Raw genomic sequence first — 13,539 nt, 5'->3', positions numbered from 1 at the left:
GGGAAACCTCTACGGGCATCTGGAAGCCCTGAGCTTAGCCAGTGTACGAGAACAGGAGAAGGGTCATTTCTTGCACTGCCTTGTACAACTTCGTTCATTTCGTACATTTATTTTCAATTTTTTTAATTCGACCATCCGGTCAATAAACGTACCCAAAAGTCGCACTGCGCTTTTCCCGCACGCCTGCAACGGCGGGGCTTGCCAGGTCGATGCCGAAAAACCTCGCACAACGCCGGGCCCGATCTCCGCTCAGCGCTTTGGATCCAACTAAGGGAAACCCTGATTACCACGCTGATGGCACTTTGATATATAGCGCGCCCTCTCCCACCCTAACAAGGTCCAAAGACCGATCCGGGAACAGGTTCTAATCGCCCAAGGAGCATTGAGATGTCATTGAGGAACATGAGGATCGGTCTGCGTGCCAGTCTGAGTTTTGGGGTTTTGGCCAGCTTGCTGGTGATCGTCGGGATGTTTGGGCTGGGCCAGATGGCCAAGTTGCGGCAGAGCGCACTGGTCATCGAAGAATCGTGGATGCCGAGCATCGAGAACATCCACGACAGCGCGGCCTTCGTGGCCAGTATCCGCCTGGAGGCGTTGCGCCTGGCAACCACCGACGAATCGCGGATCCGCGACAACAGCAAAGCCCTGATCACCCGCCAGCGCACCGAGCTGCAAACCTTGCTTGACCATCACAAAACCCTGCTCAGCGGCGATGAAGAGCGCGAAATGCTCAAGCAGCTCGAAGGTAACGTGAATGCCTACCTGACCCTCGTCGCACAGATCGTTGCCCTGGTGGACAAAGATCAGCAACAGGACGCCATCGACCTGCTCAACAGCCGCCTGGCGCCACAGGGCGTGATCCTCAACAAAAGCCTGGAGGACATGATCACCTTCAACCAGAGCGGTGTGGAGACCGCCGTGGACTCCGCCGCGCAAACCTATTCCAGCGCGCAGTGGATCGTCGGTTCGATCATCGTGTTCGCGCTGATCGCCACCTTGCTGCTGGCCTGGCTGCTGACCCGCAGCATCACCGCCCCGCTCGGCCAGGCCCTGAACGTGGCACGCACCATTGCCGGCGGCGACTTGAGCCAGCCGATCGCCGTCAGCGGCAAGGACGAACCCGCGCAATTGCTCACGGCGTTGGCCACCATGCAAGCGCAGTTGCAAGGCACCATCCGTGGCATCAGCGAGTCGGCGCAGCAGTTGGCTTCTGCGGCCGAAGAGATGAGTTCGGTGATGGAACAAAGCACCCGAGGGCTGCAAGCGCAGAACGACGAGATCGAGCAGGCCGCCACCGCCGTGACCGAAATGAGCGCGGCCGTGGACGAAGTGGCGGGCAATGCGGTGTCCAGCGCCGAGGCGTCCCAGGCCTCCGACGAGGACAGCAAGCACGGCCACTACCAGATCAGCGAAACCATCAGCTCGATCCAGAACCTGGTAGACGAAGTACTCGGTGCTTCAAACAAAGCCGAAGGCCTGGCAGTACAGGCCCAGGACATCAGCAAGGTGCTGGAAGTGATCCGTGGCATCGCCGGGCAGACCAACCTGCTGGCGCTCAACGCCGCCATTGAAGCCGCCCGCGCGGGCGAAGCCGGCCGTGGTTTTGCCGTTGTCGCCGATGAAGTGCGCTCCCTGGCGCAGCGCACCCAGGATTCCACTGAAGAAATCGAGCAGATGATCACCGGTATCCAGCAGGGCACCCAAGATACCGTCGAAGCCTTGAACAGCAGCGCCGAGCATGCCGGCCAGACCCTGCAACGGGCCAATAGCGCCGGCACTGCCCTAGAGAAAATCACCGCAGCCATCTCACAAATCAGCCAGCGCAACCTGGTGATCGCCAGCGCCGCCGAACAGCAGGCGCTGGTAGCGCGAGATGTAGACCGCAGCCTGGTGAACATCCGCGACCTGTCGACCCAGACAGCCGCCGGCGCCACCCAGACGTCGGCGGCCAGCCAGGAACTGTCGCGCCTGGCGGTGGACCTGAATGGGCTGGTGACGCGGTTTGTCCTGTAATCATTGGAAATGTCATGCAACACTCGCGGGCTTATTGAGGTAGGAGTGTTGCGTGAGACCTGTCGATAGCCTGTATTTGCTGGGGCTTGCTGCCATTTGGGGGGCGAGTTTCTTGTTTATGCGCATCATCGCGCCGGAGATCGGCACGGTGCCGACGGCGTTTTTCCGCGTGTCGATTGCCGCCGCCGGGTTGCTGGTGATTTTGGCGATGATGCGCGTGAGCTGGGATTTCCAGGGCAAGTTCAAGACGGTGTTGCTATTGGGCGTGATCAACTCCGGGATCCCGGCGACCATGTACTCGGTGGCGGCCCAGGTGTTGCCGGCGGGTTACTCGGCGATCTTCAACGCCACCACGCCACTGATGGGCGTGTTGATCGGCGGGCTGTTTTTCAGCGAACGCCTGACGCCGTCAAAAATTGCCGGCGTGTGCCTGGGCTTGTTCGGTGTGGGTGTACTGACCCGCGCCGGGCCGGTGGCGTTTGACCTGGAATTGTTGATGGGCGCGCTGGCCTGCTTGCTAGCGACCACCTGTTATGGCTTTGCCGGGTTCCTCGCGCGACGCTGGCTGGATCAGCGCGGCGGCTTGGACAGTCGCCTGTCGGCCCTGGGCAGCATGCTCGGTGCAACGCTGTTCCTGTTACCGTTCTTCGCCTACAGCGCGATCAGCCAGCCGCCCGCGAGTTGGGGTGGGTGGCAGGTATGGTTGTCGTTGCTGGGCTTGGGGCTGGTGTGTACGGCGTTTGCCTACATTCTTTACTTCCGCCTGCTGACGTCCATCGGGCCAGTGAAGTCGATGACCGTGACCTTCATGATCCCGCCGTTCGGCGTACTGTGGGGCGCACTGTTGCTGGATGAGCCGTTGTCGATGGCGCATCTGTATGGCGGGGTGTTGATTGCCGGGGCGTTGTGGCTGGTGTTGCGGCCGAAAAAAACCCTGTAGGCGCCCGCTAGTGGACGCCTACAGGGGAGTTGTATCAGGCTTTACGGAAAACGAAGGCCAAGCCGATGATGATCAACCCCATCCCCAGCAGGCTCAACATCGCGAGCCGGTTACCGAAGATCAGGTAATCCATCACCGCCGTCACCGCTGGCACCAGGTAAAACAGGCTGGTGACATTCACCAGGTTACCCCGGGCGATCAGGCGGTACAGCAACAAGGTGGCCAGCAACGACACCACCACCCCCATCCACAGCACCGGCAGGTAGAAACCGCTGGCGTGCTCGAAGTGGAACGGTTGGAACGGTACGAACACCGAACACAGCAGCAACCCTGCCAGGTACTGCACCGGCAACGTGCCCAGGGGGTTGTCGGTGATGCGCTTCTGCATGATCGAGCCGAAGGTCATGCTGGCCAGCGCCAATAACCCGAACAGCATCCCCGCCAACGACATGCCGGACAAACCGATACCCTGGTAGACCACCATGATCAGCCCCGCCAACCCCAGCGCCAGGCCAAACAGCCGGCTCAGCGAACGCTGGCGCTCCATCAACACTACGGTGAGGATCGGCTGCACACCCATGAGGGTCGCCATCACGCCGGGGGTGACGTTGAGGTCCAGGGCCAGCAGATAGAAAATCTGATAAGCCCCCAGCAGCACCAACCCGGTTGCCGCCGCGTACCGCATGGGCTTGCCGGGACGCGGCAGTTTCAACTTGAGGATCGGTATCAGGATCACCAAGCCCACAAGGGCGATGGCAAAGCGGATCAACAGAAACGCAAAGGGTGACGCGTGGGCCAGGCCCCATTTGGAGAAGATCGCCCCGCTGCTCCACAGCAGGACAAACAGGCTCGTCGAGGCCGCCGCGGCCACGGATTGTTTCGAAAGAACAGACATGGATACCACCTGTCATCAGGCAAAAAAGCCAATTCAGCAGACGCTGAAACTCAGTAGGTTTTTTCAGGCGGGCAGACGGGAACAGCCATCAGCTGGTCAGCCCGAAATGCCAACACCCGGCGGTGATACGACTGCGTACACCGGCGTGCTACGGACAGGTGGGGGGTAGTGACTGATCTGCGCAGGCTGCTTGTCCCCGCACGGCACGACCGCAGCGTTGACCGCTGAATCGACTACCGCTGTGCGCTGGCGAGCTGGCATGGGCTGATCTTGTGTGAAGGGATAAAGAGGCTCGGACTATAACCAGCCGGTGACAGGTTTTGCAATCACCCTGAATGGAGGAGTTTTCATGTGGGCCCTATAGGACGGGTCGCTATAATGCTGCCCAGGTTTTTCCAAGGATTCCCCATGATCGCATTGCCCTGGCTGTACCTGGCGCTTCTTTCCATCGGCTATCTGCTGGCCTTGATCTACGGACAACTGGGGGTGCTGGCGGGGGTGTCCGTCGCCCTGTTGCTGATCGCCGGTTACGCCGTACGCCAGCAACGCACGCCCTGGGCGCGCTACCTGGGTCACGGGTTGTTTATCGTCTTGGCCCTGAGCCTGGCGATGCATTGGTTGCCGGGTTTCTACAACGGGCGCGGTATTGCCCCGCAACGGCTCACCGACGATGCTGTGCCCTTCTCGATGTACCTGAACCAGGACAAACCGCTGATCGGCTTCTGGCTGTTGCTGGCCTGCCCGTGGATCGTGGCGCGGCGTTCGCTGCGCCTGTCGATCTGCGTGACCGCCCTGGCCTTGACGCTCACCGCCATCGCGGCCTTGGGCGGTGCCGCCTTGCTGGGGATGATCAGCTGGGCGCCGAAATGGCCGGAACAGGCCTGGCTATGGGTGCTGAATAACCTGCTGCTGGTGACCCTGGTGGAAGAAGCGCTGTTCCGGGGTTATGTCCAGGGCGGCTTGAGCCGGCGCTTCAAACACCTGCCCTATGGCGAAAACCTCGCACTGCTGCTGGCCTCGCTATTGTTCGGCCTGGTGCACCTCGGCGCGGGCTGGCACTGGGTGTTGCTGGCGAGCATCGCCGGGGTGGGGTATGGCCTGGCGTATCGCTTTGGTGGCCTGGGTGCGGCAGTGGCCACGCACTTTGGTTTGAATCTGCTTCACTTCGGCTTGTTTACCTACCCGATGCTCGCCGGTTGATTGTTGCAAAAATAAGTTAAATAAACCGCCGTTCTTGCCGATACCCCCTGAAAGCCTTGCGGATTGAACAATCATGCGTAATAACCAACCCGTTACCCAGCGCGAACGTACCTTCCCCGCTCAGCAACGGTTGATCTCCACCACAGATGCCAAAGGCGTGATCACCTACTGCAACGACGCCTTCGTCGAAATCAGTGGGTTCTCCCGTGACGAACTGGTGCGTGCCCCGCACAATCTGGTCCGTCACCCGGACGTTCCGGCGGCGGTGTTCGCGCACATGTGGTCCACGCTCAAACAAGGCTTGCCATGGATGGGCATCGTCAAGAACCGCTGCAAGACTGGCGATCATTACTGGGTCAACGCCTACGTAACGCCGGTTTTCGAAGGCAACCAGGTGGTCGGCTACGAATCGGTGCGCATCAAGCCCACCGCCGAGCAGATCCGCCGGGCCGAAGCGCTCTACCACCGCATCAACCAAGGCAAGTCAGCGATCCCTCAGCGGGACAAGTGGCTGCCGGTGCTGCAGGACTGGCTGCCGTTTATCCTGGTGAGCCAGTTGAGCTTCATGATCGGCGCGTCCCTCAACTCCCACTGGGGCTTTGCCCTGGCGGCGGGGCTGTCGGTGCCGCTGGGCCTGCTGGGCCTGAGCTGGCAACAACGCGGCCTCAAGCGCTTGCTGCGCCTGGCCGAACAGACCACCTCCGACCCGCTGATCGCGCAGATGTACACCGACAGCCGTGGCGCCCAGGCGCGGCTGGAGATGTCGATCCTCAGCCAGGAGGCACGTCTGAAGACCTGTCTGACGCGCTTGCAGGACACCGCCGAACACCTCAACGACCAGGCGGCGCAGTCCAACACCCTGGCGCATAACAGCTCCAGCGGTTTGGAGCGCCAGCGCGTCGAGACTGAGCAGGTGGCGACCGCCGTCAACCAGATGGCAGCCACCACCCAGGAAGTCGCCAGCCACGTGCAACGTACCGCCGATGCGACCCAGGAGGCCAACCGCCTGACCGGTCGCGGCCGCGATATCGCCGGGGAAACCCGCGAGGCGATTCAGCGCTTGTCCGTAGCAGTGGGCGAGACCGGCGTGACCGTGACCCAACTGGCCAAGGACAGTGACGAAATCGGTGGCGTGGTCGACGTGATCAAAGGCATTGCCGACCAAACCAACCTGCTGGCACTGAACGCGGCCATTGAAGCGGCACGCGCCGGTGAAATGGGCCGGGGTTTTGCGGTGGTCGCGGACGAAGTCCGTCAACTGGCACAACGCACGGCTGAATCGACCGGGCAGATCCACGCCCTGATCGCCAAGCTGCAACAGACTGCCGCCGCCGCCGTGCAAACCATGGACGCCGGGCACCGCCAGGCTGAAGAAGGTGTGGCGCGGGTGATGGAAGCGGATCAGGCGCTGGTGGGCATCAGTGAGGCGGTGGCGCATATCACCGACATGACCACGCAGATCGCGGCGGCAACTGAAGAGCAAAGCTCGGTGGCCGAAGAGATCAGCCGTAACATCAGCACCATTGCATTGCTGGCGGATCAGACGTCGGAGCAGGCGTTGAATTCGGCGCAGTTGAGTGAAGAATTGACTCACACAGCCAATACCCAGTACTCCCTGGTCGAGCGTTTTAACCGGTAGACCGCTTTCGCGAGCAAGCCCGCTCCCACATTTAACCGTGCACGTCCCTTGGAATGCGGTCGAATGTGGGAGCGGGCTTGCTCGCGAAGAGGCCCTAACAGCCGCCGAGAAAATCACCCACCTTCACCGCCGCAGCCTCCAGATGTTGCTCATGGCTGAACCCCGACGCCTTCAACGGCTTCAAGTCATGATCCCCCGCCACCAGCCACATCACCTCGATGCTCGGCGACAACGCATACCCCTCAACCGCAGCTCGATTCCCTAATGCATCCCGTTCGCCCTGCACAATCAAAGTCGGCGTCTTCAACCCAGCCAGATGCTCAGTCCTCGGCTTCTCCGGTTTACCCACCGCATAAAACGGATACCCCAGGCACACCAACCCGTCCGCGCCCAATTCATCCGCCAGCAAACTGGCCATGCGCCCGCCCATGGACTTGCCGCCAATCGCCAGTTTCCCAGCGACATGACGTCGCACTTGCGCATACACCTCGCGCCATGCTTCCAGCAGTTTTGGCGCCGGGTTGGGTGGGCGTTTGCCGCCGTCGACACGGCGTTGCGCCATATAGGGAAACTCGAAGCGCAACACGTTGACGCCATGCCCGGCAAGGCGTGCAGCCATGTCGTTCATGAAGGTTGAGTCCATCGGTGCGCCGGCGCCGTGGGCCAGGATCAGCGTCACAGGTTCACGCCCTGCCACGTTCGCCGCGACATCCCACAACCAGCCGTGTTCCCGCACACACTGCGCCCATTGATCCCCGTCAATACTGGCCTTGTGCTCTTTGCCCATGCTTGCCTCGCTATTTAGTCTGCCTATAACTCCAGCCCAAGTGCCGCATTTGCTTGGGTTGAACCGTGGATGGGGAACCATGAACACTACATTAAGTACCGCCTATAACTACAAGGTGGTCCGCCAATTCGCCATTATGACGGTGGTGTGGGGCATCGTCGGCATGGGGCTCGGGGTTTTTCTCGCCGCCCAATTGGTCTGGCCTGCACTCAACTTCGACTTGCCGTGGACCAGCTTCGGCCGCCTGCGCCCGTTGCACACCAACGCGGTAATCTTCGCCTTCGGCGGCTGCGCGCTGTTCGCCAGCTCCTTCTATTCGGTGCAACGCACCTGCCAGACCCAGCTGTTCGCGCCGAAGATCGCCGCGTTCTGCTTCTGGGGCTGGCAGTTGGTCATCCTGTTGGCCGCGATCTCCTTGCCGCTGGGCTACACCAGCTCCAAGGAATACGCCGAGCTGGAATGGCCGATCGACATCCTCATCACCATTGTCTGGGTGGCCTACGCCATCGTGTTCTTCGGCACGGTGATGAAGCGCAACACCAAGCACATCTACGTCGGTAACTGGTTCTTCGGTGCGTTCATCATCACCGTGGCCATCCTGCATATCGTCAACAACCTGGAAATCCCGGTCAGCCTGACCAAGTCCTACTCCCTCTACGGCGGTGCGACGGATGCCATGGTGCAGTGGTGGTATGGGCATAACGCCGTGGGCTTTTTCCTCACCGCCGGCTTCCTGGGGATGATGTACTACTTCGTGCCCAAGCAAGCCGAACGTCCGGTGTATTCCTATCGCTTGTCCATCGTGCACTTCTGGGCGCTGATCACCCTGTACATCTGGGCAGGTCCCCACCACTTGCACTACACCGCGCTGCCGGACTGGGCGCAATCCCTGGGCATGGTGATGTCGCTGGTACTGCTGGCACCGAGCTGGGGCGGCATGATCAACGGCATGATGACCTTGTCGGGCGCCTGGCATAAGTTGCGCAGCGACCCGATCCTGCGCTTCCTCGTGGTGTCCCTGGCCTTCTACGGCATGTCCACGTTCGAAGGCCCGATGATGGCGATCAAGACCGTCAACGCCCTCTCCCACTACACCGACTGGACCATCGGCCACGTACACGCCGGGGCGCTGGGTTGGGTGGCGATGATCTCCATCGGCGCGCTGTACCACATGATCCCGAAAGTCTTCGGTCGTGAGCAGATGTACAGCCTCGGCCTGATCAACGCGCACTTCTGGCTGGCCACCATCGGCACCGTGCTCTACATCGCCTCGATGTGGGTCAACGGCATCGCACAGGGCCTGATGTGGCGTGCGGTCAACGAAGACGGCACCTTGACCTACTCCTTCGTCGAAACCCTGGTGGCCAGCCACCCTGGCTTCATCGTGCGGCTGGTGGGCGGTGCGGTGTTCCTCTGCGGCATGTTCCTGATGGCTTACAACACCTGGCGCACCGTGCGTTCGGCGCAGCCCGTCGAAGCCGCCACCACTGCGCAGCTGGCCTGAGGAGTCTGTGATGAAACACGAAACGATTGAAAAGAACGTCGGCCTGCTGATGCTGCTCATGGTACTGGCAGTGAGCATCGGTGGCCTGACCCAGATCGTCCCGCTGTTCTTCCAGGACGTCACCAACAAGCCGGTGGAGGGCATGAAGCCCTACACCGCGCTGCAACTGGAAGGCCGTGACATCTACATCCGCGAAGGCTGTGTGCAGTGCCACTCGCAGATGATCCGCCCTTTCCGCGCCGAGACCGAACGCTACGGCCACTACTCGGTCGCCGGTGAAAGCGTGTGGGACCACCCATTCCTGTGGGGCTCCAAGCGTACCGGCCCGGACCTGGCCCGCGTGGGCGCGCGCTACTCGGACGACTGGCACCGCGCGCACTTGTACAACCCGCGCAACGTGGTGCCCGAGTCGAAAATGCCGGCCTACCCGTGGCTGGTCACCGCCGCCGTCGACAGCAGCCACACCGAGACCAAGTTGAAAGTGATGCGCACCCTCGGCGTGCCGTACACCGACGACGACATCAGTGGCGCCGTCGCCAGCCTCAAGGGCAAGACCGAGATGGACGCGCTGGTTTCGTACCTGCAGGTGCTCGGCACTGCCATCAAGAGCAAGAGGTGAGCCATGGGATTTGAATTCGATGCGGGCACCATCCGCGGCCTTGGCACGCTGGTCGTCGCCATCGCCTTTATCGGCCTGTCGCTGTGGGTGTTCAACAACCGGCGCAATGCGGAATTCGAGCAGGCGCGCCTGCTGCCGTTCGCCGATGAACCTTCTCCATCCGACGCTCAAGAAGAGCCTGCAATAAGGAGCACTCGGCCATGACCCTATTCTGGAGTACATGGATCTGCGTACTGACCCTGGGCAGCCTGATCGGCCTGACCTGGCTCTTGGTCGGCACCCGCAAGGGCGAGACCAAGGGCAGCGTCGACCAGACCATGGGCCACGCCTTCGACGGTATCGAGGAATACGACAACCCGCTGCCCCAGTGGTGGTTCATGCTGTTCGCCGGCACCCTGGTGTTTGCGGTCGGCTACCTGATCCTCTACCCGGGCCTGGGCAACTGGAAAGGCGTGTTGCCGGGCTATGAAGACGGCTGGACCCAGACCAAGGAATGGGACAAGGAAATGGCCAAGGCCGACGCCAAGTTCGGGCCGATCTTCGCCAAATTCTCGGCCATGCCCGTGGAAGAAGTGGCCAAGGACCCGCAAGCGCTGAAAATGGGCGGCCGCCTGTTCGCCTCCAACTGCGCGGTGTGCCACGGCTCGGATGCCAAGGGCGCGTTTGGTTTCCCGAACCTGGCGGACAATATCTGGCGTTGGGGCGGCTCGGCCGAAGCGATCAAGACCACCATCCTGAATGGCCGCCACGCGGCGATGCCGGCCTGGGGTGACATGCTTGGTGATGAAGGGGTGAAAAACGTCGCGGCCTATGTGCGTCACGACCTGGCCAAACTGCCTCTACCGGCCGACAACAGCGCCGACCTGGCGGCCGGCAAAGCGGCGTTCAACACCACTTGTGTCGCCTGCCACGGTCCGGAAGGCCACGGCATGGAAGCCATGGGTGCGCCTGACCTGACCAAGCCGGCCGGCTACATCTATGGCACCAGCCTCGCGCAGTTGCAGCAGACCATCCGTCACGGCCGCCAAGGCCAGATGCCGGCGCAGGAAGTGCTGCAAGGCAATGACAAGGTGCACCTGTTGGCCGCCTATGTTTACAGCCTGTCCCACAACGCTGATGGCGCAACGCCAGAAAGCCCCGCGCGATAACCTTTAACTGCCGCCCCTCATCCGGGGCGGCAACCGTTTTTCCAAGGAGCTTGCTCCTTCAGGAAAATGGGGGGAATGGGGACCGGACTCCATTCTTCCGGGGTACTCGCGTTTTTGAAACCTCGCCCGGCCCGGGGGGGAGGCGCTTGAGGGTTGCAGATTTAAATCACGCCGAGCTTAACGGCGATGCCGAAGCTCACCATCACCACCAAAAGCCCAATCATGCACCACTGCAAAAAAACCAACTTGCGTTTGAGATCTGCAGGAAACCCTGCAAAGTCTTTGGCGCTTAAATTCCCTTTTCTGAGCTGGTAGCCCGGAAACGTGATCAGCCCGGAAATGCCACCTATCAAGAGCAGTTTGCCCCAGGGGCCGCCGTGTCGCATGGGAGCCCAAAATGTAATTGCAGGACTATTTTTGAGGTGTTCCAGCATCACTTCCGCTTTGGTGTATGCCAAGTGCAGGCAGACGCCAATCCAAAGGAAAATCCCAGCGAAGTCGGCTAGCGCTATAGTCAAAAGAACTGTGTCGCCGGTGCTTAGTGTCATTTCACAGCCTCGTAGATCTTCTCGCCGACCCACTCGCCAAATGCGCCGCCAAGGGCGCCTCCCGCGACAGAGCCTGCGCCCACCACAATCAGGCCGCACGCCAGAGTAGCAGCGCCCATCGTAGGCACGCCCAGCCCAACACACAAACCGCCAACGACAGCCGTTGATAGCGCCGCCCCCGCAACGGCGCCGCCCCCGATCGTACCGGTAAAACTACCGGTTTCCGTAAATTTGACCTTCTGGCAGGCCTCGTCGTCGCCTGCCGAACACACGTTTTGGACCTTCATGTAAGACGCGCCCCCACCAATAGACGTCCCGACCCAGCCGCCGTACTTGATCACCGTCGCTGCCTTGGCCAGCTTTTGAATGTGGGTGGCGTATCCAGGTATCTGCCCAGGTGCGCCGGCCTGTGTCCATCGATGAACAAGGCTTCGACTTGAGATGCCTAAAGCGGACTTCAGGTTTGGATGATCGGGCAAGCCGATGCCTTTGCGTACAAGGGACGTCAGTTGGGTATCGAGCTGGGCGAGCAGGCGTTTGCGTTCACTGAAAAACTCAGGCGATCGAAGGTGCCCATCCTTGAGGAATGTTGTTTGATGCAATGTTTCGATTTCCTGAAGGACACTTTTGAGGCTGCCCATATTTCTGGCGAACATGGCTTCGCCTGCCCCAATTGAAGTGGAACCTAGGGCGAGGAAGCCTTGGATTTCTTCGCGATGGCGCTGCATGAAGTCAGCCTCATCCGTGCTAAGGGGCTCAAGGGCGTCATTGGTCTGTGCAGCGGCTTCCATCAAGATGGAGTCTTCTCGGGTGCATCGAGGACTGTTTGGGTCGGCCAATACGATCATTGAGCCCGCTTTCACTTCGCCGAGATTGGGGTTCAGCGATTGAAACTTCTCAAGCACCTCGGCACTTGGGGCGGGAAATAACGTGGTTTTCAATTCATCGACGGTCGTGCTTTTTGGCACGATGTAGAAGCCGGGCTCTTGCGGGTGGGGTCTAACTTTTGGCCGGCGTGTTGGAACGGGGGACGGTTCGCTTGCTTGGGGCCTTTGAATACTGCCGGTCCTGCCTTTGCCGGTGAAGAATGAATACCTTCCTAAGGTGTCATTGCTCAATGGGCTGAACGGGTCGTTGGTCACCAAAAAAAGATCGCAGTTTTCGAGCGCGCTTAGAATTTCTTTTTGGCTCCAGACTTTCCCGTTGGAGTGGAACTGTAGTCCATACATCAGTGAAGATGCAGAACTCTGAAAGGCATTTCTTACAGTAGAAACAGCAAAAAATGGGGATTCTATTTGGCTTAAACTTATCCCTTCGCGTTCACGTTCATTCCAGTGAATTAGGCGCATTGATTATCTTCCTGATTGGGTTCAGCCGAGATATTTATTTCCCTCGTGAAAGGGATACGGAAGAGTAATCGTCGTTAGCCATGGCTAAAATGCGGGGTTATTACTTTTTATGTCGGAGGCTCTAGTGCGAGGTGATTAGCGGGTAGTTACCATTAAATTCGTTAGATTAGAAACGATTTGAAATAGAGTGGCTTTGATAGTGGAAGACGCAAAGACGGGAATTGAGTTTTGGCCGGTGCCTGATAGTTCGTATCAGGCGCCGGTCAACTTCAGTTACTGCGGGTGAGGGACGCCCGGCTGGATAGCCAGATGCAGGTCATCCAGAACTGCTTTGCCCATTTCACACAGATAGTGCGCGGCAAATGCGAGCCTCGCGTTTCTGGGGTCCATGGCAACTTCAAGCGAGAGGGTGGTGGCGCAGTCGAGGACGTGCGCTGCGTGTTCAAGCGCTTCACGCAGTGGGACCCCGGCGTTTACACGGAACAGTTTCAGATGACTTTTGTTTTCTCCGCAGTCTGCGAAGGTTTGAACGCCAATGGTTTTTGCTGAGGGTGGGATGCTCATTGCTCACCTCCCGATTTCAGAGGTGGGCAATCGTTACGAACAATTGTGAAAGCAATTACGGATATTTCGTACGGCATAGCTTAATTCCCTTTGTATGAACAAAAAGAACTGCCATTTACGATTCCACGCGTAAAGGTGGCAGCTGTACGCAGGTTGGAATCCGAGGGGAATTTACTCGGCAGACACGAATGTCTCCCACGTACAGCCGCCAAAACGCACAAAAAACAGATCTGAAATAGCATCTGTTTATTGTTTGGCGACGCTGTAACGTCTTTCCCCGCGGGATTCCACGCCCGTTCGCTGATGAGCAGCGACGGAGGGAAGATAACGCTA

At 59.8% G+C, this 13,539-nt stretch carries 13 protein-coding genes; 8 read left to right on the top strand and 5 right to left on the bottom strand.

Translation table 11 applies throughout. The features are described from left to right. Window positions 1–387: 387 nt before the first annotated feature. Together H096_RS18235 and H096_RS18230 are read left to right on the top strand one after the other, a co-directional pair. Window positions 388–2,013 (top strand): methyl-accepting chemotaxis protein, encoded by a 1,626-nt coding sequence (locus H096_RS18235; protein ID WP_033900598.1) that lies wholly within the window; start codon window positions 388–390, stop codon window positions 2,011–2,013. Window positions 2,014–2,065: 52 nt separating this feature from the next. Further along, on the top strand, window positions 2,066–2,953 hold the full coding sequence (locus H096_RS18230) for a DMT family transporter (RefSeq protein WP_033900597.1): 888 nt from the start codon (window positions 2,066–2,068) through the stop codon (window positions 2,951–2,953). Window positions 2,954–2,987: 34 nt separating this feature from the next. On the opposite strand, the gene H096_RS18225 is transcribed toward H096_RS18230, so the two are convergent. Further along, on the bottom strand, window positions 2,988–3,848 hold the full coding sequence (locus H096_RS18225) for a DMT family transporter (protein WP_033900595.1): 861 nt from the start codon (window positions 3,846–3,848) through the stop codon (window positions 2,988–2,990). 408 nt (window positions 3,849–4,256) lie between these two features. Between H096_RS18225 and H096_RS18220 the strand changes: the two genes are divergently transcribed. Both H096_RS18220 and H096_RS18215 read left to right on the top strand, forming a co-directional pair. After that, on the top strand, window positions 4,257–5,048 hold the full coding sequence (locus H096_RS18220) for a CPBP family intramembrane glutamic endopeptidase (protein WP_033900594.1): 792 nt from the start codon (window positions 4,257–4,259) through the stop codon (window positions 5,046–5,048). 73 nt (window positions 5,049–5,121) lie between these two features. Further along, window positions 5,122–6,687, top strand: a complete 1,566-nt coding sequence (locus H096_RS18215) for a PAS domain-containing methyl-accepting chemotaxis protein (RefSeq protein ID WP_033900592.1) — start codon at window positions 5,122–5,124, stop codon at window positions 6,685–6,687. 94 nt (window positions 6,688–6,781) lie between these two features. Here the strand turns inward: H096_RS18215 and H096_RS18210 are convergent, their stop codons facing one another. After that, window positions 6,782–7,474 (bottom strand): alpha/beta family hydrolase, encoded by a 693-nt coding sequence (locus H096_RS18210; RefSeq protein ID WP_033900590.1) that lies wholly within the window; start codon window positions 7,472–7,474, stop codon window positions 6,782–6,784. A 79-nt stretch (window positions 7,475–7,553) separates the two neighbouring features. On the opposite strand from H096_RS18210, the gene ccoN reads away from it, so the two are divergent. The 4 genes from ccoN to ccoP are packed head-to-tail and all read left to right on the top strand — an operon-like array spanning window position 7,554 to window position 10,745. Beyond that, window positions 7,554–8,978 carry a cytochrome-c oxidase, cbb3-type subunit I gene (ccoN, locus tag H096_RS18205; protein WP_033900587.1) on the top strand — a complete coding sequence of 475 codons (1,425 nt, stop codon included), beginning with the start codon at window positions 7,554–7,556 and terminating at the stop codon, window positions 8,976–8,978. 10 nt (window positions 8,979–8,988) lie between these two features. After that, window positions 8,989–9,597: a cytochrome-c oxidase, cbb3-type subunit II gene (ccoO, locus tag H096_RS18200; RefSeq protein ID WP_017735321.1), complete on the top strand. Its 609-nt coding sequence runs from the start codon at window positions 8,989–8,991 to the stop codon at window positions 9,595–9,597. A gap of 3 nt (window positions 9,598–9,600) precedes the next feature. Then, entirely contained in the window at window positions 9,601–9,801 is a 201-nt protein-coding gene (locus tag H096_RS18195) for a cbb3-type cytochrome c oxidase subunit 3 (protein ID WP_010208563.1), read from the top strand. Then, a complete protein-coding gene (gene ccoP / locus H096_RS18190; protein WP_033900586.1) occupies window positions 9,798–10,745 on the top strand; it encodes a cytochrome-c oxidase, cbb3-type subunit III in 948 nt (315 codons plus the stop codon). Before H096_RS18195 ends, ccoP begins: the two co-directional genes overlap by 4 nt. 161 nt (window positions 10,746–10,906) lie before the next feature. Here the strand turns inward: ccoP and H096_RS18185 are convergent, their stop codons facing one another. The 3 genes from H096_RS18185 to H096_RS33380 all read right to left on the bottom strand — a co-directional run bounded on the left by H096_RS18185 (window position 10,907) and on the right by H096_RS33380 (window position 13,206). After that, complete coding sequence (locus H096_RS18185) at window positions 10,907–11,293, bottom strand: hypothetical protein (RefSeq protein WP_033900582.1); 387 nt, start codon at window positions 11,291–11,293, stop codon at window positions 10,907–10,909. Next, entirely contained in the window at window positions 11,290–12,642 is a 1,353-nt protein-coding gene (locus tag H096_RS18180; RefSeq protein WP_033900580.1) for a hypothetical protein, read from the bottom strand. Before H096_RS18180 ends, H096_RS18185 begins: the two co-directional genes overlap by 4 nt. A 273-nt stretch (window positions 12,643–12,915) precedes the next feature. Further along, entirely contained in the window at window positions 12,916–13,206 is a 291-nt protein-coding gene (locus tag H096_RS33380; RefSeq protein ID WP_082461647.1) for a DUF3077 domain-containing protein, read from the bottom strand. Window positions 13,207–13,539: the final 333 nt, after the last annotated feature.

Source organism: Pseudomonas sp. FH1, assembly GCF_000510895.2.
In the GTDB taxonomy this organism is placed as follows: domain Bacteria; phylum Pseudomonadota; class Gammaproteobacteria; order Pseudomonadales; family Pseudomonadaceae; genus Aquipseudomonas; species Aquipseudomonas azotoformans_A.
This window is presented reverse-complemented; position numbering and strand designations above follow the sequence as displayed.